At 70.6% G+C, this 21,416-nt stretch carries 14 protein-coding genes and 1 pseudogene; 9 read left to right on the top strand and 6 right to left on the bottom strand.

Translation table 11 applies throughout. From position 1 onward, the window contains the following. Nucleotides 1–62 precede the first annotated feature (62 nt). Together ACIP9H_RS38535 and ACIP9H_RS38530 are read left to right on the top strand one after the other, a co-directional pair. Nucleotides 63–2,867, top strand: a complete 2,805-nt coding sequence (locus ACIP9H_RS38535; RefSeq protein WP_401963590.1) for an AAA family ATPase — start codon at nt 63–65, stop codon at nt 2,865–2,867. Between the two features lie 327 nt (nt 2,868–3,194). Further along, nucleotides 3,195–5,336, top strand: a complete 2,142-nt coding sequence (locus ACIP9H_RS38530) for a glycoside hydrolase family 27 protein (protein WP_401963588.1) — start codon at nt 3,195–3,197, stop codon at nt 5,334–5,336. 139 nt (nt 5,337–5,475) lie between these two features. Here ACIP9H_RS38530 and ACIP9H_RS38525 read toward each other — a convergent pair. Further along, a pseudogene (locus ACIP9H_RS38525) lies at nt 5,476–5,688 on the bottom strand (hypothetical protein); the annotation flags it as partial. 337 nt (nt 5,689–6,025) lie between these two features. Between ACIP9H_RS38525 and ACIP9H_RS38520 the strand changes: the two are divergent. After that, nucleotides 6,026–6,712 carry an alpha/beta hydrolase gene (locus ACIP9H_RS38520; RefSeq protein ID WP_401963587.1) on the top strand — a complete coding sequence of 229 codons (687 nt, stop codon included), beginning with the start codon at nt 6,026–6,028 and terminating at the stop codon, nt 6,710–6,712. A gap of 6 nt (nt 6,713–6,718) precedes the next feature. Here ACIP9H_RS38520 and ACIP9H_RS38515 read toward each other — a convergent pair whose 3' ends face one another. Continuing rightward, complete coding sequence (locus tag ACIP9H_RS38515) at nt 6,719–10,984, bottom strand: CHAT domain-containing protein (RefSeq protein ID WP_401963585.1); 4,266 nt, start codon at nt 10,982–10,984, stop codon at nt 6,719–6,721. A 91-nt stretch (nt 10,985–11,075) separates the two neighbouring features. Here ACIP9H_RS38515 and ACIP9H_RS38510 point away from each other — a divergent pair, with 91 nt between their 5' ends. The 5 genes from ACIP9H_RS38510 to ACIP9H_RS38490 all read left to right on the top strand — a co-directional run bounded on the left by ACIP9H_RS38510 (nt 11,076) and on the right by ACIP9H_RS38490 (nt 16,414). Further along, nucleotides 11,076–11,483 carry a hypothetical protein gene (locus ACIP9H_RS38510; protein WP_401592849.1) on the top strand — a complete coding sequence of 136 codons (408 nt, stop codon included), beginning with the start codon at nt 11,076–11,078 and terminating at the stop codon, nt 11,481–11,483. Continuing rightward, nucleotides 11,480–12,445: a hypothetical protein gene (locus tag ACIP9H_RS38505; protein ID WP_401592847.1), complete on the top strand. Its 966-nt coding sequence runs from the start codon at nt 11,480–11,482 to the stop codon at nt 12,443–12,445. Before ACIP9H_RS38510 ends, ACIP9H_RS38505 begins: the two co-directional genes overlap by 4 nt. Before the next feature lie 832 nt (nt 12,446–13,277). After that, nucleotides 13,278–14,561, top strand: a complete 1,284-nt coding sequence (locus tag ACIP9H_RS38500) for an MFS transporter (RefSeq protein ID WP_401963583.1) — start codon at nt 13,278–13,280, stop codon at nt 14,559–14,561. Nucleotides 14,562–14,997: 436 nt separating this feature from the next. Continuing rightward, nucleotides 14,998–15,600, top strand: a complete 603-nt coding sequence (locus ACIP9H_RS38495) for a sigma-70 family RNA polymerase sigma factor (protein WP_401963581.1) — start codon at nt 14,998–15,000, stop codon at nt 15,598–15,600. Nucleotides 15,601–15,625: 25 nt separating this feature from the next. Further along, a complete protein-coding gene (locus ACIP9H_RS38490; RefSeq protein ID WP_401963579.1) occupies nt 15,626–16,414 on the top strand; it encodes a zf-HC2 domain-containing protein in 789 nt (262 codons plus the stop codon). A 337-nt stretch (nt 16,415–16,751) separates the two neighbouring features. Here ACIP9H_RS38490 and ACIP9H_RS38485 read toward each other — a convergent pair whose 3' ends face one another. From ACIP9H_RS38485 to ACIP9H_RS38470, 4 genes are all read right to left on the bottom strand, one after another. Continuing rightward, on the bottom strand, nt 16,752–17,042 hold the full coding sequence (locus tag ACIP9H_RS38485) for a hypothetical protein (RefSeq protein WP_401592837.1): 291 nt from the start codon (nt 17,040–17,042) through the stop codon (nt 16,752–16,754). 69 nt (nt 17,043–17,111) lie between these two features. Beyond that, complete coding sequence (locus tag ACIP9H_RS38480) at nt 17,112–17,567, bottom strand: hypothetical protein (RefSeq protein ID WP_401963577.1); 456 nt, start codon at nt 17,565–17,567, stop codon at nt 17,112–17,114. Next, complete coding sequence (locus ACIP9H_RS38475) at nt 17,564–18,493, bottom strand: metallophosphoesterase family protein (protein WP_401592833.1); 930 nt, start codon at nt 18,491–18,493, stop codon at nt 17,564–17,566. Before ACIP9H_RS38475 ends, ACIP9H_RS38480 begins: the two co-directional genes overlap by 4 nt. A 71-nt stretch (nt 18,494–18,564) precedes the next feature. Then, nucleotides 18,565–18,864: a plastocyanin/azurin family copper-binding protein gene (locus ACIP9H_RS38470; RefSeq protein WP_401963575.1), complete on the bottom strand. Its 300-nt coding sequence runs from the start codon at nt 18,862–18,864 to the stop codon at nt 18,565–18,567. Nucleotides 18,865–20,386: 1,522 nt separating this feature from the next. Between ACIP9H_RS38470 and ACIP9H_RS38465 the strand changes: the two genes are divergently transcribed. Then, nucleotides 20,387–21,160 (top strand): zf-HC2 domain-containing protein, encoded by a 774-nt coding sequence (locus ACIP9H_RS38465; RefSeq protein ID WP_401592829.1) that lies wholly within the window; start codon nt 20,387–20,389, stop codon nt 21,158–21,160. Nucleotides 21,161–21,416: the final 256 nt, after the last annotated feature.

Here is a 21,416-nt window from a genome sequence, read left to right as displayed (position 1 = left end):
CATGATCGGGCTGTTAGCTTTTTCGCGGGATCGACCGGGGGATACGTTCGAGGAGCAACCCGATGACTGCTGGGCCGCAACTGGTGGAGCGCGACGAGGAGACTCGTACGCTGTCGCACGTCCTGGCCGAAGCGAGAAGGGGCTCGGGAGCCGCCGGACTCGTCCTCGGAGCGGCAGGCAGCGGAAAATCGGCTCTCGTCCACGCGCTGTGCGAAGAAGCCTCGGCAACGGGCTTCACCGTGCTGAAGGCGGTGGCGTCGGAGGCCGAGCAGGGCAACGCACTCGGCGTCGCCGACCAGTTGTTCCGGTACTGCCCCACCGTCGGCGCCGAGCTGCGCCGGCAGACCGCGCTGCTGACCGCGCACGACTCCGACTCGCATCCGGCCGTGCCCGTCCTGCAGCAGATCACCCAGGACCTCCTCGACCGCACGCCCGCGCAACCGCTGCTGATCTGCGTCGACGATGTCCACTTCGCCGACGAGCTGTCGGTCCGGTGGCTCGCCTTCCTGCTCCGGCGGCTGTCCGGGAGCGGGGTGGCGCTGATCCTCACCGAACAGACGACCGGTCAGCAGAGGAGCACCTCGCCCCTGAACACGGTCCTGCGCGCCACCGACTACCAGCGCGTTCTGCTCGCTCCACTGAGCGAAGCGGGAGTGGCGCGGCTGCTGGCATCGCGCGGACCCCGGGCGGTCCGGCTGGACCCCCGGCGGGTCCTGGCTCTCAGCGGCGGCAATCCTCTCCTGGTCCACGCCCTGGCCACCGACGCCCAGTTGGGCGACGACTCGCCGTCCGCGGACGGCGAGGCCGACGGCCCGGGCAGCGGATACGCCTACTCCGGGGCGGTCATGAGCTGCCTGCACCAGGCCGGACGTGACGCGACGGCCGTGGCCCGCGGCCGCGCGGTGCTGGGTGAGGACCTCGGCGACGACCTGCTCGCGGAAGTCCTGCGGCTCCCGGCCGACACCGTGCGGGGGGCCGTCCGCGACCTCGAGAACGCGGGCCTGCTGAGCAAGGGCCGCTTCCGCCACCCCGCGCTGCGGACCGCCGTCCTGCGGAGCCTGCGGGCAACAGACTCCGGGCAGCTCCACCAGCGTGCGGCCCAACTGCTCCACGGGCACGGCGCGGGCGACCGGCAGGTCGTCGACCACCTGCTGGCCGGTGACGCGCCGGACGACGGGTGGGGAGCGGCGTTCCTCTGCGAGGCCGCCCGCAAGGCCGCGCAGACGGGCGCCGGGGACTTCGCCCGGATCTGCGCCGAGCACGCGTACGACATGTCCGCCGACCGTGCCCAGCGGGGAACGGCGTTGACCCTCCTGGCCGGCATCGCGTGGCAGCTCCCGACAGCCGGTGGCGCAGGCCACTTCACCCGACTTGCCGAGGCGTTCGCCTCCGACCGGCTCGACGGCCAGGCGTCGGCCACAGCCGCGAAGTACCTCCTGCGGACGGGGTTGGCCGAGGCCGCGGGAAAGGGGCTCGCCGCCCTGCCGTCAACGGGATTCCCTGATCTGCACACGGCCGCGGAACTTCGAACCGTGCAGGCCCAACTGGCGCTGTCCTACCCGGGCATCCCCGGTACGGACCGGCTGTCAGCCGCCGCCGGCGGCGGTCACCAGGGGGGCCGCGGCCTGTCGCTGTCGGTCCGCGCGGACCCCACGGTGCAGGCCGCGGGACTGCTCACCCAGGTGCTGCGGGGGCGCGCCGACGCCTTCACGCTGCGCGGTGCGGAGCAGGTCCTCTACAGCACCAGGGTGACCCAGGACACGTGGGAGCAGGCGGACTTCGCGCTGCTGTCCCTGCTCTACAGCGAGCGGCTGGCGGAGACCGAACGCGGCATCCGGCACCTGCTGGACCAGGCCGCGACCGTCGGAGCCGAGGGGTGGCGGAGTCCGCTGCTCGCCCTGCGGGCCGAAGTCGCCTTGCGCACGGGCCGGTTGAGAGCCGCGGAACGCTACGCCCAGGAATCGCTCGCGCACTGCCCCACACAGGGACACGGCGTGACGGCGGCGATGGCCCTGGCCACGCTCGTGATGGCCCAGACCGCGCTCGGGTCCTTCGACGCGGCCGCGGACACCCTGAGCCGACCGGTACCGCCGGAGGTCTACCAGACCCGCTACGGGCTTCACTACGTGTACGCCCGCGGTGAGTACCGGCTGGCGACCCAGCACACGTCCGCGGCGCTGGAGGACTTCCTGATCTGCGGTGACCTGATGGCCGAGTGGGACATGGACCGGTCGAGCCTGGTGCCGTGGCGGACATCGGCCGCCAAGGCGCACCTGCGCGAGGGCCGCCAGCGGCGGGCCAAGGTCCTCATCGACACGGAACTTCGCCGGTCGGGTCCTGCGGCGTCCCGGGGACGCGGCGTGGCCCTGCGGGTCAGCGCGGGAACGACAGAACTCCGAAACCGGCCGAGCGTACTGCGGCAGGCCGTGGACGAACTGCAGCATGTGGACAATCCGGTGGAACTCGCCCAGGCACTGCTCGATCTCGGCCAGACCTTCCGCGGGCTGGGCGATCACAAACGATCCCGGGTGATGATGATCCGAGCCTCGCACCTGGCCCTGGAGTCCGGCGCGACGCCGATCACGCGAGCGCTGACAGACCTCGTCCCCGACCACGGCACGGCGCTCACCGCACGTTCCGGCGGGGTGACGTCGGTGCCCGACGTCCTCAGCGACGCCGAGCGGCGGGTGGCCTCACTCGCGGTCATGGGACACACCAACAGGGAGATAGCGAAAGACCTGTTCATCACCGTCAGCACCGTGGAACAGCATCTGACCCGGGTCTACCGGAAGTTGAACGTCTCCCGGCGCAGCGACCTGCCGGCCGCACTCATCGCCTACCGCGCCCCGGTGGCCCGGACCGCCTGACAGGGGCCCGGTCCGGACAAAGAGATCACCATCTCGTCGACGCCGCACTTCTGCCGCGTACGCGCGACCTTCGGCTCGAAGGGGTCGTTCCTGCCGATCGTTGCCAGGCCGTGGGGCGCCCAGAAGCGCACCAGGCAGATGGCACGTCGCTCGCATGCCTCACGAACCGTGAACATAAATTAGTAATACTTCTTGACATGGCAAGAACACAAGGTCACAGTCGTCGTCGTGGCGCCGCCGCCGCGATCCGGAGGACTCTCCGACGGGGCGGGGCGCCGATGATTCCCCCAACTCTCGGGAGACACAGTGACTTCGCATCGTGCAGGGATGGTGCGTGCCCGACGGGCCGCGGCGGCCCTGGGTGCCACCGCGCTCGTAGGGATGGCCGTGCCAGGGGCGCACGCCGCCGACCCGGCCGCTCCCGGCACCATCGACCAAGGCGCGCCGCGCTACTACAACAGCGGCCTTGCCCCGACGCCGTACATGGGCTGGAACACCTACTACGGCCTGGGCGCTCCGACGGAGAGCGAGGTGAAGTCCGTCGCCGACCACCTGGTCAGCAGCGGCCTCAGGGACGCCGGCTACAACATCGTCTGGCTGGACGGCGGTTGGCAGGCCGACACCCCCCGGGACAGTCAGGGACGGCTGACCCCCAACGCCACCCGTTTCCCCTCCGGGCTGCCGTCGCTCGTGACGTACCTTCACCAGCACGGGCTCAAGGCCGGCATCTACACCGACGCGGGCACCTACGACGGCGGCAAGAGCTGCGGGCTCGGCAGTCGCGGGTACTACGAGCAGGACGCGCAACAGTTCGCGGACTGGAAGTTCGACGCGGTCAAGGCCGACTTCCTGTGCGGGATCGGCGCGAAGCTCGACCCGGGCCCCGCGTTCAAGCAGTTCAGCGACGCCCTGGCCAAGACGGGGCGGCCCATGCTGCTGAACATCTGCAACCCGCTCACCGACGACTGGGGGCTCTCGCACACCCCGGCCCAGGACGCGCACAACACCTACACCTACGGCCCGACGACAGCGGACTCCTGGCGCACGGGCACCGACCTCGCCTTCGGTGATCCCTCCACCGGGGTGTGGCCCAACATCCTGCGCAGCGCCGACGCGAACGCCTGGCACCCCGAGGCGCAGGGCCCCGGCCACTACAACGACCCGGACTACCTGCTGCCCATGCGGAAGCTCGCGAACGGCTCGTACGAGCTGAACGAGGAGGAGTCGACCTCCCAGCTCGTGCTCTGGTCGGTCATGGGCGCCCCGCTGGTGATCGGCTCCGACCCGCGCACCCTTCCTCAGTCGATGATCGACACTCTGCGCAACCCCGACATCCTCGCCGTCGACCAGGACCCCTTGGCCATTCAGGGCGTACGGGTGGCCACCGACTCCACTGGCGACGTCTACAGCAAGGTCCTCCAGGGCGCCGGCAAGCGCGCGGTCGTCCTGCTCAACCGCTCGAATTCCCCGGCCCAGCGCACGGTCACCTTCGCCGACGCCGGGCTGACCGGGAGCATCAGCGTCCGCGACCTGCGCGCTCGCCAGGACCGGGGGACGTACACCGGGTCGTACACCGTCACGGTCCCCGCCCACGGCACCGCCTTCTTCAAGCTGTCCGGCACGGACGCCGCCCCCGGTGTCCCGCTGGGCGCGAGCTCCTCGGCCAGCCCGGCGATCGTGGCCAATGGGACCACCCTCACCGCGTTCACCCGTGACGCGAACGGCGCTCTGATCCAGCGCACAGGCAGCGACGGATCGTGGACGGGCGCCTCGGTGAACCTGGGCGGCCCCGTCGCGGGTGCGATCCTCGGCCAGCCGGCCGCGTACGGCTCGGCCGGCGGCCGGATCGACGTGTTCGTACGAGGCACGGACGACGCCGCGTATCTCAGGAGCTTCAGCGGCGGCACCAGCGGGACGTGGGGGGCCTGGCAGAGCATCGGCGGACAGATCACGGACGCCCCCGGCGTCGCCTACCGGGGCCCGGGCGACTGGACGATCTTCGCGCGCGGCGCCGACGGCCTCATCTGGCAGACCGGTCCGGCCGGGGCGTGGAGCTCGGTGGGCGCGCCCGGTGGCGCCGCGACATACGGGCGGCCCTCGGCCGTCACGGACTCGGCGGGCCGCACCCACGTCGCCGTTCGGACGGCCGACGATTCGATCTGGGAGCGCGTGCGTTCGGCCTCCGGAACCTGGTCGGACTGGACCTCGCTCGGCGGTACGGTCAGCGGCAGCCCGACGTTGGTGGCCGCGGGCAGCAGCGTCTACCTCTTCGCCAGGGCTGCCGACTACACCCTCTGGCAGCGCAACTACTCCGCCGGCGGAAACGGCGCCTGGGGTGGCTGGTTCTCCCGCCCGCCGTTCGTGAGCGGGGTGTTCGACGGGTCGCTCGGCGGGGCCGCGGCACTCGACAACACCGTGCTGATCGCCTACCGCGGGGTCAACGGAGCCGTTTACCAGAGCCGACTGTGATCGATCCGGCGGCCCGACTGTTCAGTCGGGCTGCCGGAGTGCCACAGGGGGCGTGATCCGACAGTGCCGACGCAGGGTGAGTCCCTGGACGCGACGGCACTCGCGGCCGGGCCGACCCGACGGGGGGTCCTGGTGATCGTCATGGGCGCCGGGTCGGTCGACGGCCTGGACGGACGCGTCGGCTCCCGGCCTGACCATCGGTCTGCTTGGCAGTAGCACTGCCCGTGACCGGAAACATGTCACCGGGCTGGAGAGCGGTGCGGGCCATGGTCCAGCGTTTGCGGCCAGCGCCGGTGGGGTCCAGGCTCATGACGGCCGTGCAGACGCATTTCAGCGCGGCGGCTTCGTTCGGGCTCTGACGGGCAGCACGCTCCCGCTCCTCCAACAGTCCCGTCACCGACGGCATCCGGCACTCCACCCGAAGAGACGACACGACACGCCATCCCTCCCGCCGAGGCACCGATCTCATGCCTGCACAGCGGAGACGCAGCTACCGCCTTCGGAAAGACAACGCCTTCTTACTGATCTTGGGGTCACCCACCGGGCAGTCGGCGGCGAGCGTACTGCCAGTCCTGGGCACCCCACGCGGAGGTGTGCGTGGGATCTACGGCGTCACTGGGTTATTGCTCAAGTGCACTGTTTCCCAGCGCGGTTGCCATCGCAACGCCCGGCCGTACAGACTGCCGTCCATGCCAGACAGCAACCGCATTTTGCTCCTGCATTTCGATATCGAAGAGGGGCGGGTGGTCATCGCACGGAACAACCCGGACGACGCGCGCCATGTGGTCGTGATGGTTCCCGGCGCCAGTATGGGGGCTCAGGCCATGGACCGACAGCTGAAGCGAGCGGAGGAGCTGTTCCGCAAGTTCGCGTCGGGACCGGACGACGACACACTTTCCGTCATCACCTGGGCCGACTACGTGGTACCCCGGTCGCCCCAGGAGGCCCGGGACGCGGCGTCCGCCGCCACCGGTGCCCCACGGCTCGCGAGGTTCCTCGCGGGGCTGCCCGTGACGGCGGAGGGCTATGGACGTTGGCGTGCTCCCGCGAGGGTCACCGTGATTGCCCACGGCTACGGCGGGCTCGTCGCGGGTCTCGCGGCGCGGGAGCACGACCTGGACGCCGCTGCGCTGGTGTTTCTCGGCTGCGCGGCGGTCGGTGTCGAGACGGTGCGCGCTCTGCGCTACAAAGGCCCGGTCTACGCCACATCACCCGATGTCAACGGCGACGGAACCCCCGTCGGCGTGCACGGACCGCGGCCCGACAGCCCCGGGTTCGGGGCGTCGGTCCTGCGATCCGGCCCACTGTCGTTCCAGGGTGATCCAGTGATCCGGTACCTGCCGGAGCTGCGCCGGATCATCCTGGGTGAGGCCTGAGCGTGATCAGGCGCCGAAGTGCAGGTGCGATGCCCACAAGGACGGAGTGCCAGGGTAGTTGTCCCGCTGCGAGCGGACGGCCCGGTGCAGGGAACGCGCCGCGCGGCCGAGGTCGAGCTTCCCGGTGCGTGTGTCGCGAAGCCCCGTGTAGAAGTCGTCGGTGATCTCGACGGCAACTTCGTCGTCCACTTCCCACAACGTCCCGACAACCTGTGGGAAGCCCGCCGCCTGCAGTCCCCCGGCCAGGTGCATGCCCTCCCCCAGCAGGCGCTCGGCCGGGTTAAGGGCGGTGTGGCAGGCGGAGAGATAGGCGAGCTGTGCGCCGTCGAGGTTGACAGCGTTGAGATCGGCGACGGTCAGCGGGTTCTGTTCGTGGTCGTGCAACAGGAGCCGACTGGCCGTCGGGTCGTCGATGTCGTAGCTGCCATGGCACGCGAAGTGCGCGACGGCGCGGCCGGGGAGGTCCGTCAGAACCCGGTCACGGTCCGGCTCGGTCAGAACGAGGGGGACGGGCAGGATGTCCGCCAGCAACTCGGTCTCGTACGGGACGTTCCGCAGGTCCGGCAGGCCTGGGGTGGTAGGCATGGCGACGATCAGTGAAGTGTTCGCGGAGGTGCCAACCGCCGTCTGCCGCAGTCGCGCGTGACGCAGCGCCCGGATGGTGGGCGTGTAGGACGACACGACGCGGTCCATGACCGTATGGCCGCTCATGGGATCGTCGTGGTGGCCGGCGGCGTGCAGCGGCAGCAGGCTGAGGAATCCGCCAGGCGCCCACCACAGTCGAGGCCATGGCGTGCCGTCGGCAGGGGGGCCGTGGTAGCCGAGCTTGTCGAGGACCGGGCCGGTGATGTTGTCCCAGAGCCATTTCAGGACCGTGATGATGGTGTTCTGCGCCGCGACGCGGTCCGCGGCCGGGTCCTGGGCTTCCCGTAGTGCGACATGGAAGGCGTTGACCTGGTCGATCACCGTGCTCGCGGTGACGGCGGGCAGGTGCAGCGAGGTGACGCCCTCCCGTGTGAGCAGGAGGGCGTCGCCGCGGTACGCGACGTTGAAGCTGACGACCGGGCCCCGGTCGGCGACGGAAAGAAGTTCGGCGGCCGTGGGAGGCAGGGCAAAGGTGGCAAAGCCGTCCAGGCACCGGATCTCGCGAAGCGTCGCCGCCAGCTCCGCGGCTGCCCCGATGCGGTCGCCGTCGCCGGGCAGTGCCGGGTCGGCGTCCCGGTCAAGAACATCGCGCAGAGCTGTGAATCGGGCCGCCAGCCGAGGGTGGGTCTCCTGGAGCCCGGTCAGGTCCCCACGGGTGTCCAGGAGTTGGCCGAGCAGCACGGCGCGGCCTGCTTCCAGCAGCGACAGGGCGCGGCGCGCCCGCTCGGCCGGCGGCCTGGTCGGCTCGGCCAAGGACATGGCCGCAGCATCGTCGGCGAGTCCTCTCGCCGACTCGATGGCACCCTGCTGCTCGGCGCGGCGCATCCGACGCGGCGCCACCTCGGGCAGCAGCTGGACCGCGGTCTCCAGAAGGTCGGACGCGAGCGCCAGATCCTTGGGGCCCGGTGTCGCGGGAGTCGCGGCGGCCAAATGCGCGCCGACCTTGGCCCCGTGAACGCGTAGCCGTGGCGCCGCGGCAGGGGAGCGGACCAGCTCCGACAGGACACGAAGCGCCTCTGCGCGATCCTCTTCCCGGCTGGCTTCGCCGTCGGCGTCACTTCCGCGACGGTGGGTGATCCGGGTCAGCAGTACCTCCCCGAGAACCAAGAGCCAGTTCGGTCGGGAGAAGTCGGTGGCGGCGGCCTGGAGGGCTTGACGCGCGGCATCCACCGCCTCGTCGATGTCTGTCGTGTACGGGTGCAGTTCGAAGCGAGTCTCCAACACTTGGCAGAGGTTGCCGAACGCTTGTGCCCGATGTCCGTCGCCGCCCGACGCGATCTGTGTCGCGCGGCGGCCCAGCTCGATGGCCTCCTCGAGATCCGCGTCGTTCCGGTCCGCCAGGAACCGGTGTTTCAAGGTGTCGCTCAGAGAGGTCAGACAGACGGCGTTCTCCGGATCGAGCGCGAGGGCCTGCCGGCACGTTGTCACGGCTTCGTCGAGGTCCGCCCGATTGCCCGTCCGGTGGTACTGGAGCTTGAGCGCGTAGCTGAGCGAAGCCAGGTTCCTGGCGTGCTCCGTACCGTCGGCGCACGTCGTCGCGGCCGTTTCCCGCCGCGAGGCCACAATGGCGTCCACGTCAGCCTGCACGTAGTTCCATTCGAACCGTCGGGTCAGATAGGCCCCGAGCAGGCGCCGCACCTCGGTCTGCCCCGGCTCGTCATCGTCCTCCGGGGCCGTCCAGATCTCCGTGGCGCGTAGCTGGAGATGTCCACGAGGCCGGTTCGCCCGTGGCCGGGGTTCCGAGGCTGTCGCGGCAGCGGCACGCTGAACGAGGGTGATCGCTGCGTCCAGGTCGTCCACAGTCCCGACCCGCCGCGCCCGAGCGTCCAGCACGATCGCCATGCTGATCAGCAGCCCGGGCGCGGGTTCTGGCTGCGCCGTAACGGTGAAGCGTCGGGCGATGTCGGCCGCCTCGTCCAGGTCGGATCGGGCGCCGCCGACGTACTCGAAGCGGCTCTGCAGAGCGCAACTGAGGTCCGACTGGCAGGACATACGCTCGGCGTCGGTCGCCGCAGCAGCCAGGGCTCTGCGCAGGACGGAGATGGCGTCGTCCAGGTCCGCCGGGGTCTCGCGGTCATGGAAGCGGTTGAACAGCGCCTGAGCCAGCTGGGAGAGGCGTTCGGACAGGTCCGCGCTGTCGGCCGCAGTCGCCTCGGTGATCGACCGCCGAACGACGATCACCTCGTCGAGGTCCCGGGACGCACGGGAGAGCTGAAAACCCGCCCACAGCGCGCGATCGAGCTGGAGCAGGGCGGAGAGGTGGGCCCGGTCTCCCACCGCGGAGATCGCGACGGCGCGACGGGCAAGATCGGTGGCCTCGATGAGGTCCGCGGCTTTCCCGGACGCCTCGTGGCGGAACCGCAACGCGGTACTCAGGCTGGTGAGCAGCGGCACGCTGCCGGGAACGGCATGGACGGCCTGCCGGTTGACCGCGACCAGGTCATCGATGTCCGCCGGATCGCCGGTGCGGGCGAAGCGGGCGGACAGAAATGCGGCGAGGCGTAAGTGGTCGTGGACGCGGGAGTCGTGCTCCACAGGCCTGATGTCGACGAGGCGGCGCGAGACCATGATGGCCTCGTCCAGATCGGCTTCGGACTCGGTCAGCTCGAATCTGCCGCGCAGCACGTCCGCGAGGTTCGACAGGTACATGGCCGCATCGGCGTGTCCTTCGCCGGCCAGCACGGCCCGACGCGCGGCGCCCAGCGCCTCGTCGAGATCCGCCGGCGAGCGGGTGAGCTCGAAGCTGGCATACAGCGCCCTGGCCAGGTTGTGCAGGATCGCGGCCAGGCTCGGGTCGCGCGGGTCAGCTGCTGCGACGGCTTGCCGGGCAGCTCGTGCCGCCTCGGCCGCGTCCTCCGGCCTGCTCTCGCGTGTGAAGCGCAGACTCAGCACTCCGCTCAGGTTTGTTGCCGCAACAGCCACCTTGCTGTCACCTGCCGCAACAGCGACGGCCCGGCGTGCGACGGCGATGGCTTCGTCCAGATCCGCCGCATCGTGAGTGCGCTCGTACCTCAGCTTGAGAGCGGCACCCAGGTTCGAGAGGTACATGCTCAGGTCCTTCTCGTCCGCGCCGAGTTGCACGGCCGCGGCGCCGACCGCCAGCGCCTGGTCCAGATCTGCTGGCGCATCGGTGCGCTGGGAGCGGGAAACCAGCGCCCCGCAGGTTATCGCGAGCCGCCGCGCCCGATGTGGATGCCCTCGCGGGGTGGCGTTCACCACGTGGATCCATTGATCGACCAGATCCGAGAGGAGCTGGGTGTCCGGGCCGAGCATCGCGTGGTTGAGCATCGCGGGAAGTCGCAACGAGGCCTGGTCGGCCAACGCGGGCAGCAGCGGTTCGGGGAAGTCCACCAAGCCGAAGGCGATCGAGGCCGCGGACAGCAGGTCCCATGCCTCGTCAACCAGGGCCTGACGCTGTCCGGACGGCACGGCTTCGGCCTGATACCACTTCAGCCAGCCCAGCAGATGCCTGGCCGGGATGTCCAGGCGCTCTTCCTCGTCGAGGCTTTCCGCCAGGCTGTCGGCCATCGCAATCACACCGGGGGACCATGCCGGTGACGGATCACCGGTCGCTCGGATCCGCAGCACGAACTCCTCCAACAGCCCCAGCAGTTCATCGCGTCCCATCAGCCCTCCTCGCCGCACGGCCTCTCAGCGTACGATGACGGCGACCCAGAGCGCACGGGTCCACTGACGGCGACAATTCGGGAGAAGGCCAGTGGCACGCGGTGGTAGGCGGACGGCGGAAGAGATCGCCGACGGCATTGCACTCGTCTGCGAGAACGTCGAGGGTATCCGCGCCAAGCTGGAACGTGGCCCGGCAGACGACCTGCGGCAACTCGACGAACTGCTCACCGCCCTGCACGACGGCACGGATCCTGCCGACCTGCTCGAAACCGTTCATCGCGCGTTGCGGCGGGCACAGGACGCCATGGGCGTCTTCGGGCGCGTCCGTGACGCGTCGATGGTGACCGTGGCCGGGATTCCCATAGTGCCCGGCGAATCGGTCCTGCTCTGTCCGCGCGCCGAGCATCCGTGCGCCCGTTACGCCTGGCCCGGGCCGGAGAGTAGGCCCGTCTGCCACGTGACGGGCTCGTCCCTCCGGCGCACGACACTCACGACGTGACCGACCTTCTCGGCGGGTTCGGCACCGAACTCAGCAAGAACCTCGCCGACAAGTGGGTGAGCCTGCTGGCACTGCCCGGGGCCCTGTATCTCATGGTGTTCGCGGCCGGACGGGCCCTCGGTCACTCCCACGCACTGGATGTCCCGCTCCTGATCCGGCACATCACCGCCTGGGCCCACGATCCGGCGGTCACTACGGCGGGTGGCCAGGTTGTACTGCTCGCGGCCGTCTTCGCGGCGTCCGTGGCGACAGGTCTGTCGGCCCGCGCCGTGGGGGCGGCGATCGAACGGGTGGCACTGGCAACAAACTGGCGCTTGTGGCCGCGCTCGGCGCGTGCCCTCGCACGACGCCGGACCCGTCATCGCCGGAACCGGTGGGACGAGGCACACCGGGAATACAGCATCCGGTGGAAGGAGGCCGCGCGCGCACAGGCACTGAAGCGTCCCCACGACCCGGGGCCACGGCAAGCCGCGCTCCACACCAGGACGGCGATCTCTGCGGAACGCCCGGACCGGCCGACTTGGAGCGGTGACCGAATGCACGCTGTTGCCGTGCGGCTGCGGCGTGATCATCGCCTGGACCTGGCCCAGCTCTGGCCGCACATGTGGCTGATGCTTGGTGAGGAAGCGCGCAACGAGATCACCGCGGCACGTACCGCCATCGCCCGTGCCACCGAACTCGGCGCCTGGGCAGCGCTGTACGCACTGCTGGCGTTCGTATGGTGGCCCGCAGGCATCGTGGGCCTGTTGCTGGGAACGACCGCCTGTCGCCGCACTCGCAGCACGACGGATTGCTACGCCCAGCTTGTGGAAGCAGCCGTCCGCCTGAATATCCGCGAACTCGCGCAGCGCCTCGGAATCGACCACACCGAGCCGCTGTCCCCCGACGCCGGTGAACGGTTCAGTGAGCTGCTCGGCTCGGCACCACCGATCGTTCCTGATGCACGGTCGGAGTCCGGCTGATCGAATGGGGGAATCGGTCCGCTTGACGATGCCCCGGAAGAAGCTGGCCCTCTGGATGGGCCGCAAGATCGCGAACCACGTCGATCGTGGCAGCCGCCCGGCCCTCGCCGGACGGCCGGCCGGCCGACTGGGCAGCAGGCGGTCCGGCCCCACACGCCTGCTCTGATCATTTGGTGGACGCTGTGGATCGGCTCTGTCTGGGGCGGCTGGCTGTACACGTTCGTAGCCGAGTTCTTCTACCTCGAAGACTCCACCGACGTGGAGAATTACGCCGTGGGACCCACCCGGTAGACGCGTTCGGCGAAGTCGTCGAGCACGGTGTCGGCGTGTTTGCGGCCGTCGCCGCGGTACTCGTCGTCCGCCGGAGCACGCACTCCAGCGCACCCGCGCCACGGCCTTCTTCTCCCTTCAGGCGCATAGCGCGGCACGCCGGCGCCGGGCCGACACGCTTGCCGAGGAACGGCGGGCGGAACTCGACACACTCGGCATCCGCTCGTAACCACCACAGCACGAGGATGGGCTGGGCTGGGACCCCCACCGGGCAGGAGGTGGGACGGGGTGCCGGACTGGAGCCCCGCCGTCTGCCACGGGCCCAAATTGCCTTTCGCCGTGAGCGGCCGCGGACTACTGTTCGGGGGCGGCAAGTTACCCGTGAGGAGCTGAAACGTGGTCGGTCTTCCGAGCGCGCGTTGACGTCGTAGGCCGTGATCGGCCTGTCATCGCGTGCTGCTCTTGATGTTGCGGCACCGCGAGCCCTCCCCCGCCCGAACCCTCAGTGCATCTGTCGTGCGCTGGGCGTCGGGCCTCGTTGTCGGCAATCCAAGGGACCCCTGTGCCGTCCGCTTCCTCCGCTGTATCCGATTCCAGGCGGCCTGTTCCGTCAAGCCTGTGGCGGGACGGCGACTTCCGTAGGCTCTGGGTGGGTCAGACCGCCTCCCAACTCGGCGAACACGCAAGCCTGGTGGTCCTGCCGCTGTTCGCCGTCCTGACACTCAACGCCGGTGCCGGCCAGTTGGGCGTCCTGCGCGCGGTGGGGCAGGCGCCGATCCTGTTGCTCTCGCTCTTCGTCGGCGCGTGGGTGGACAGGTGGCGGACCCGCACGGTGATGGTGCTGACGGATGTCGGCCGGACCCTGGCGCTGGGCGCCGCCGCCGTGGCCGGCTTCCTCGGTTGGCTCGGCCTGCCCGCGCTGTTCGTGGTCGCCTTCGCCGTCGGGGCCCTTTCCGTGTTCTTCGACGTGGCATACCAGGCGTCACTCGTAGGGCTGGTGGAACGCGATCAGTTGGTGCGGGGCAACAGCGCGCTTGAGGGCAGCCGGTCCGCAGCCCAGATCGGCGGTCCCGCCCTCGGTGGCGCGTTGGTGTCACTGCTGTCGGCGCCGATCGCCGCGGCCTCCAGTGCGCTGTTCTTTGCCTTGTCGTTCCTGTCGATCCGAAGGATCCGCCGGACCGAATCGATCCCGGAGCCCTCGAAGCGTCCCCCTCGGGTGTGGCGGCGGATTCATGAGGGCCTCCGTTTCGTGGTCGGCGAGACCTTGCTGCGGACCGTGTGCCTCGCCTCGGCTGCCTTCCAGTTCTCCTTCGCGGCCATGATGACCGTCTATCTGCTCTTCCTGCCGCGGGAACTGCACCTGTCGGGCACCGCTGTCGGCCTGGCGCTCGCGGCGACGGGGCCGGGCGCGCTCCTGGGCTCGATGCTCGCCGCGCGCCTGCCGAGTCGGTTCGGTCATGGCCCGGTGCTCGTGTCCGCGGCGGTACTCGGCGACGGTGCGTTCCTGTGTGTGCCCGCAATGCACGGCTCCTCCTCCGCGACGGTTCCCGCGCTCCTCGCCGTCAGCTTCGTGTTCGGGACCGGCGGCCAGTTGGTGAATGTCACGATCATGGCCGTCCGGCAGGCCGTCACCCCGGACGGGATACAGGGCCGTGCGGCTGCGACCATCACGTTCACAGGCATGGGGCTGACCCCGCTCGGCTCGCTGCTCGGCGGTCTTCTCGCGGAGGAGTGGGGGCTGCGCACCAGCCTCCTGGTGACGGCCGCAGGCATGATGCTGTCTCCCGTGCTGATGGCTCTGTCCCCGCTCGCTCGCCTGGGACGGGCGCTCCCGGAGCCGCTGTGACCGGTGGCGCGATGGACACCGCTGTGTGGCCATGGCCGAAACCGCGGGCCGGTGGCGTCTTGAGGGTGTCCGTGACCTGCGGCGATGAGCAGATCCGCGCTCCCCGCCGGTGATCGGGGGATACTCACCGAACCCACCTGATGCCGGATCGTCATCACCGACTCCCGTTCTCGGAGCAGATCCGTCGTGCTCGTCGAGCGCGTCGTGGGGCCGCAGCACGAGGTCGTGTCCCATACGCAGGGGTCGCACGGCGCGGGAGGCCCCGAGGGGCGGCGGGATCCTCTCGGTCGTCCCGGCTCACGCCCTGTGCGACGGGAGGGGGATCCCGCGGATCGGTGCTTGTCGGGCTTCACGGGTACCGCGGGACGCATGGTTCGGATACCTAAGTGTCTTTTGTGGAATTTGGGAGATTTACGCAATATGGGATGATTCCCTTATGCCGTGGAGTCTTCCGAAGCGCGATCCGACGAGTCGGCCGGATCGCCCCGGGGGTCGTGTCTCCGGCAGGGGGACCCTTTCCTCCGCGGACGAGGAACTGCTCCGCACGCTGTACGCCGAGCACGCCGGGCCGCTGTTCCACTTCGTGCTGCGACTGACCTCAGGAGACTGGCAATGGGCCGAGGACGTGGTGCAGGAGACACTGCTTCGGGCCTGGCAGCATCCCGAGGCGTTCGACCCCCAACGCGGTCCGGCCCGGGCCTGGCTGTGCACGGTTGCGCGGCATCTGGTCGTCGACGCCCGCCGGGCCCGCCGGGCCCGGCCGACCGAGGTCGAAGGCGAGGCGCTGGAACAGGTCGCGGAGCGGACGGCCGGGGAGGACGAGATCGAGCAGGCGCTGCAGAGCTGGGCGGTCGCCGACGCCATCCGGACCCTGTCCCCGGACCACCGGGCCGTCCTGCTGGAGACGTACTACAGGGGCCGGACGATGGTCGAGGCGGCAAAGGTGCTCGGCCTTCCGGTGGGCACCGTGAAGTCGCGGACGTACTACGCCTTGAAGGCGCTGCGGCTGGCGCTGCAGGAACGGGGTATCGAGCCGTGACAGCGGGATTCAGGAGGTGCGGGCCATGAATGGCGGCCATGACGCCGTCCGGTTGTCCCTGGGCGGATACGTGCTGGGAACACTGTCCCCGGCGGAGACGGAGCAGGTGCGCGCCCACCTCGCGGAATGCGACGAGTGCCGCGCCGAGCATGCCGAGCTGGCGGGACTGCCCGCGCTGCTCGCGACGGTCAGCGCCGCCGAGGCCGAAACCGCGGCCGCGCCCGCGGCAAGCGGGGAACTGGCGGACCGGCTCGTACGGCGGGCCGCGGCAAGCGCAGCGCCGCAGCCCGCGCCCGCTGCCGTACCGGGCACCGTGCGGCGAACCGAACCGGGCCGACTCGACCGGATGCTCCAGCAGGCCGCGTCCCGGCGCCGCACCACCTGGCGCAGGCAGCTGGTCGGGGTCGCCACGGCCACGGCGCTCATCGCGGCGGCGGCGTCGGGCGGCACGTGGCTGGCTGTCATCGCCTCCACCAGCACCCAGGTGGCGCAGCCCGCACCGACGTCACCGGCCCCGGTCCGCACCTTCTCCGGAACCGACCCCACCACCGGCGTGTCCGCCTCGGTGAAGGTCTCCCCCGCCGCCTGGGGCAGTGCCCTGCAGGTCTCGGCCAAGGGAGCACCCCCCGGAATCACCTGCAGGCTGCAAGCGGTCGGGGTCACGGGCACCACAGCGACCGCCGCCACCTGGCAGGCCGGCAAGTACCCTGGCGGCGCCCGGATTTCCGGGACGGTACCCATGTTCCCGGAAGCCATCAGCCACTTCGACATCTACGCCGGCAGCGGCCAGAAGCTCCTCACCGTGTCGGCGTGAGGCGCCGCCCCGGCTCGTACCTCGTGGCCGGTGTCGAGGTGCCCCCGGCACCGGCGTGAGCGACACGTCGAGCCCCAGGCGCAACACCTCGGCCCGGTGTCCGGTCGGCAAGGGTCCCCCTGCCGGCTCCTGCACGCCGCCGCCTGTTTCACCCGCGGCGCCCGCCGCCCGTACCTGCGGTTCGCCGCCACCCGGCTCCGCCCGCCGCCTTCGCCCGGCGGCAGACCCTGCCCCGGCCCGCCATCCGAGCCGGCATCAGGGACCGCCTGTGCCCACCCACGTATCAAGGGCCCCTCGGCATGTCCCGCGACCGCACACGGCCGCAGGACACAGGACGTCACCGACGCTGTCGTCCCGGCTCGGCCGGAGCCGACCGAAAAGCAATAGCCAAGTCGTACCCGGTGATCTCGTCGGCGGGGCGGCGAAGTGTCCAGCGGCGGACCCCGCCGTCCATGGGCAGCACCTCGACGACGGTTTCCCACGGCGGACGGCCGGGTTCACCGCAGCCGAACTGCCGGATCATGACGGCGGTGTCGTCGTCCAGGCCGAGCAGGACGCGCACCGTGTCCCTCAGTTCGCACAGGTGCGGACTCGGCCAGGCGATTCCAGGGCGTGGTTCCAGGCGCATGCGAGACATCCCCTTTGGGTTCCGGGAGGAGTGGCAGATGGCGTGGGCGGCGGGCTTCGCCGCGGTGGTTCAGTCCGGTGGTGTGCCGGTGGCGGCCCGGTCCCGGACCGGTGGCGTGACGGAAGGGCGGGCGGAGCGGTGATGTGCGGACAGCACCATCTGCCAGACCGCCAGGAACAGCAGCGTTCCGGTTTCGGCGAGGAGAGAGAGGGCGGCCTGCGGTGCGGGCTGCAGCCCGCGCTCGGTGAATCCGAACACGCCCACGGTGCGCGAGGCGGCGAAACCGCCCAGTGCCCCGAGCGCGACGCCTGCCGCGGCGGCCCTCAGCAGCACAGGTGGGGTTCCCCACAGCAGCAGCGCGGCCAGAGCGAAGGAAGCACTGGCCTGCAGGAGGAACATCGGGCCGATGAGGTGAACGAAGCGGTACTCGTCGAGGTAGAGCTGGGCGTGGATGTATCCGCCGCCGGCGAGAGTCGCGGCAGTCGCCCACCGCAGGACGGGAACGGGCAGCCTTCGGATGTTCATGCCAGCCTCTGATCCTTGATGGCCAGTTCGCGGTCGCCCTGGCGGTAGCCGACACTGCGGATGCCCAGCGCGTCCTTGAGCTGCCGGGCCGGGACGACCTGCGGGGTGGGCGCGGGAGCACGGCCCGGCTTGGGCAGCGGGTAGGCGGTGGTCGTGGCGGAGTGGAAGGTGATGTTGCCCTCCGTCTTGGTGAACAGCTGGTGGACGTGCCCGTTGAGACAGGTGACGGAGGAAAAGCGGCGCAGGAGAGTGATGACCTTCAGCGCGTCGTCGGTGCTCCAGCCCCACTGCGGGTACATCGCGAACAGCGGGATGTGGCTGAAGACCACGACGGGGGTGTCCGACGACAGTCCGGCGAGGTCCTTGCGGACGAAGTCGACCTGCTCATTGCCCAGATGGCCGAGCTTCTCCAGGCTCAGGGTGTTGACCAGGGCGATGAAGTGCACGCCGTGGGTGTCGAAGCTGTACCATCCGTCGCCGAGCGTGCCCGCACCGAAGGTCCGCCGGTAGGTGCGGCCCGCATCGCCGATGGAGTCGTGCTCCCCGGGGACGGTGAAGACACGGTCCGTGCTCATTCCGGCCATCATCTGCTTGACCTGGTCGAACTGACCGGGCGTGGACAGGTGGGTCAGATCGCCGCTGTGCATGACGAAGTCGGGCCTGAACCCGAGCGAGTTGACCTGGTTGACCGCCTCGGTGAACGAGCCGGCCACGTCCGTGTTCGCCGGACCCTGGAACCCGATATGGCTGTCGGAGACCTGCACGAACCGCAGCACGCCGCTTCCTGCGGCACCGGGGTTGGCGTGGGCCTGGGCGTGGGCGGTCTGGGCGTCGGCGATGTGGCTGACCACCTCCCCACCGGCCACGGTCAGTACCACCGCGCCGCCGAACCACCCTGCGTGGCGCACGAGCTGACGGCGTGTCATGCCGTGTTCCGTATCAGGCCGGCCGGGGTCGCAGTCCGGCGCTCGGTCGTGACGGTCGTAGGAGTCGGTCATCAGGTCACCTCCACGGTGGCGGTCATGAACGGATGGATGGTGCAGAGGTAGGCGTAGGTGCCGGGTTTGGTGAACGTGTAGCGGTAGGTGGCGTGGGTGGCCAGGGCAGCGGACTGCAACGGGCCGCCCGTCGCGGCGCTGGTGACGGTGTGGGCGTCGGTGTCCTGGTTGGTCCAGGTCACCGTCGTGCCCGCCTTCACATTCAACGTGGCCGGGGAGAACGCGAAGTTCTTGATGGCAACGGCGTTCCCGGTCACCGGCGCGGCCGGCGCGGCCGCGCCCGAGTGGCTCGTAGGCATGTTCATGCTGGGCATCGGCGAGGCGCCGGGAGGGGTGCCCGCCGTGTTCCCCGGCCCTGCGGCACCGGGCATCCCAGCCGCCTGGTGCTGACCGGGACCGGGCCTGACGCCCGCTCCGGAGGACGAGGGATGCGGCGACAGAACGCATGAGCTCAGCAGGCCCAGCGCGCCGACAGTGGCGAGGGTGGCGACACCCAGCCCGGCCGCAACGCGTGATCGCCGGTCCGGTGTACGGAAGTTCAGATGCATGATGTGGGTTCCTGACTGGTCGGACGAAATTGGGAGCTTGCGACGGCAAGAGGCGCAGGCAACCCGCAGGGGTATGGGGTGGATGCCGCCTTCACGGCCTGCCTGGACCGCTGCACGCGCACAGCCGTCGCCGCGGCGAGCGCCAGGCACGGGCCGAGGCCACGCGGTGGCGCCGGCATCGATGCGCGACGGCACGGCGAGCACGGCCGGCGCCAGGAACACATGCTTCGCGCGGTGTGTCCCGGTCGCCTCCGATCCGTCCTTCGGCTCGCGGGGAATCGATGAGCAACTGCGTGAAAGCCGGCTTCTGCCCCACTTCACGGACGCCGGGAGCCACACGGTTCGACATATCCGCACTTTTATGGAGTTTTTTTGCATCGCCGCAGATCGGTCGGCCTGCCCGGGCGCCCGCGCACGCACGGTCCCGATGAGGTCCGCGGGACCAGTCGCCGACGCACCTCCCGCGGCACTCACAGAGCGCTGTGCGCGCCTGCCTGTGCGTCACGAAAAAGGGGCCGTGCCTATGCGCGATGACCGGCTCATGTCCCGGAGTTCCTGAAAACGTGATGCGAAGACCGATCCGGATCCGCTCCGCGAGCCGTGTCTTAGGTAGAGGGACTCTTCCGGGCCGCAGACGAGGAACTGCCGTCCACGGTGTACGCGGAGTACGCAGGGCCCCCGTTCCAGTGCGTGCTGCGAATGACCACAGGAGACCGGCAATGGGCGGACGACGCGGTGCAGGAGACGCTGCTGCGGGCCCGGCAGCATGGCGCCGCCTGCGATCCCGCACCCGGCCCGACCCCGGCACGGCTGTGCACACGCGCGCGGCATCTTTGGTCGTCGACGCCCGCCCGGCCCGGCGGGCGGCACCTGCCGAGGCCGACGGCGACGCGCCGGAGCCGGCCACCGGGACCGTACCGGGCCAGGACACGACCGAGCAGACACCGCACACCCAGGTGAGTGCCGACGCCGTACAGACACCCTGCCCGGACCACCGCCCGGTGCCGCTGGAGACCTCCCACCGGGGCCGGACCCTGACGGAGACCGCACCGGCACCGAGTTCCCTGGGACCGGCCCGCCAGGACGCCGCTGGGGAGCAGGTCCACGGTCGCAGGCCGCGAGGCGCCCGGCCGGGCCCGGGCGCTGGTGGAGGCCGCACCGGTGCCGGGCTCCCGTCTTGGCACCGTGACGCCACGGACGCACTTCGCCGTGCGACAGGCCCTCCAGGAGCAGCAGACCGAGCCATGACCGCGGCGTGCAGAAGGTGGCGACCATGAGCGCCGAGCACGACGCCCTCCGGCTCGCGCTGGGCGGATACATCCTGGGCACCCTGCCACCCGCAGAAGCGGAGCAGGTCCGCGCCCACCTCACGCGATGCGACGAGTGCCGGGCCGAACACATCCGGCTGTCGGGACTGCCCGCACTGCTCGCGACGGTCACCGCGGCTGCGGCCGAAGCCGCGGGCCGAACGGCGTCGGCGGCGGACGGGGAACAGGCCGACCGGCTGGTGGCACGGGCAGCGAGGAGCACACCGGGCTCTTCGCCCGCACGGCCTGTGGTGCCGGCGCCACCCCTGGACAGCCTGCTGGGCCAGGCCGCAGCCCGACGCCGCAGGACCTGGCGTCTGCAACTGGCCGGCGCCGCCGCCTCCCTGACCTTCATCGCGGCAGCGGCCGGCGGCACTTGGCTCGCGGCCGGCGGACCCCCCAGCAGCCAGGCGACGCCACCCGGGCCGACCGCGCCGGCCGCCTGGCGCACGTTCTCCGGAACCGATCCCGCCACCGGCGTCTCGGCCACCGTCAAGGTCTACCCCTCCGCCTGGGGCAGCGTCCTGCAGGTCTCCGCCAAGGGCGCACCCGCCGGAATCACCTGCCGCCTGCAGGCGGTCGGGCCCGGCGGCACCAGGACGGACAGCGCCACCTGGCGAGCAGGCCAATACCCTCCCGGCACCACGATCCCAGGAGCGGTCGCCATCTCACCGGGAGCCATCGAGCACTTCGAGATGCTCACAGGAGACGGTCAGAGGCTGCTCACCATCCGGTCGTGAGGCACTGACAACCCCCGCCACCGCGCCCGTACCACCTGTCTTGGGAGACCGTGCCGGCACCAAGGCAGTTCAACGGCCCGGCCACCCGACTGCCACCCGCTCCCGACACCCGACCTCGGCAATGGCGGGCCCGCCACCCCGGGCCGGGACCTCCCGGGAGCCGCGCACCCACCCCCCCCCACTGCCGACCCCCACCAACCTGCCCCCTCCACAACCGGCTTGACGCCCTCAGTGCGCCAACGATCACGCAAGCGGA

Origin of the sequence: Streptomyces sp. NPDC088732 (assembly GCF_044751205.1) — a bacterium.
GTDB lineage: Bacteria > Actinomycetota > Actinomycetes > Streptomycetales > Streptomycetaceae > Actinacidiphila.
This window is presented reverse-complemented; position numbering and strand designations above follow the sequence as displayed.

Excerpts from the sequence above, each read along its gene's own strand:
- ACIP9H_RS38495 (WP_401963581.1), top strand. The coding sequence starts at position 14,998 with ATGCCGTGGAGTCTTCCGAAGCGCGATCCGACGAGTCGGCCGGATCGC.
- ACIP9H_RS38490 (WP_401963579.1), top strand. The coding sequence starts at position 15,626 with ATGAATGGCGGCCATGACGCCGTCCGGTTGTCCCTGGGCGGATACGTG.
- ACIP9H_RS38480 (WP_401963577.1), bottom strand. The coding sequence starts at position 17,567 with ATGAACATCCGAAGGCTGCCCGTTCCCGTCCTGCGGTGGGCGACTGCC.
- ACIP9H_RS38515 (WP_401963585.1), bottom strand. The coding sequence starts at position 10,984 with ATGGGACGCGATGAACTGCTGGGGCTGTTGGAGGAGTTCGTGCTGCGG.
- ACIP9H_RS38520 (WP_401963587.1), top strand. The coding sequence starts at position 6,026 with ATGCCAGACAGCAACCGCATTTTGCTCCTGCATTTCGATATCGAAGAG.
- ACIP9H_RS38485 (WP_401592837.1), bottom strand. The coding sequence starts at position 17,042 with ATGCGCCTGGAACCACGCCCTGGAATCGCCTGGCCGAGTCCGCACCTG.
- ACIP9H_RS38470 (WP_401963575.1), bottom strand. The coding sequence starts at position 18,864 with ATGCCTACGAGCCACTCGGGCGCGGCCGCGCCGGCCGCGCCGGTGACC.
- ACIP9H_RS38530 (WP_401963588.1), top strand. The coding sequence starts at position 3,195 with ATGGTGCGTGCCCGACGGGCCGCGGCGGCCCTGGGTGCCACCGCGCTC.
- ACIP9H_RS38535 (WP_401963590.1), top strand. The coding sequence starts at position 63 with ATGACTGCTGGGCCGCAACTGGTGGAGCGCGACGAGGAGACTCGTACG.
- ACIP9H_RS38465 (WP_401592829.1), top strand. The coding sequence starts at position 20,387 with ATGAGCGCCGAGCACGACGCCCTCCGGCTCGCGCTGGGCGGATACATC.
- ACIP9H_RS38475 (WP_401592833.1), bottom strand. The coding sequence starts at position 18,493 with ATGACACGCCGTCAGCTCGTGCGCCACGCAGGGTGGTTCGGCGGCGCG.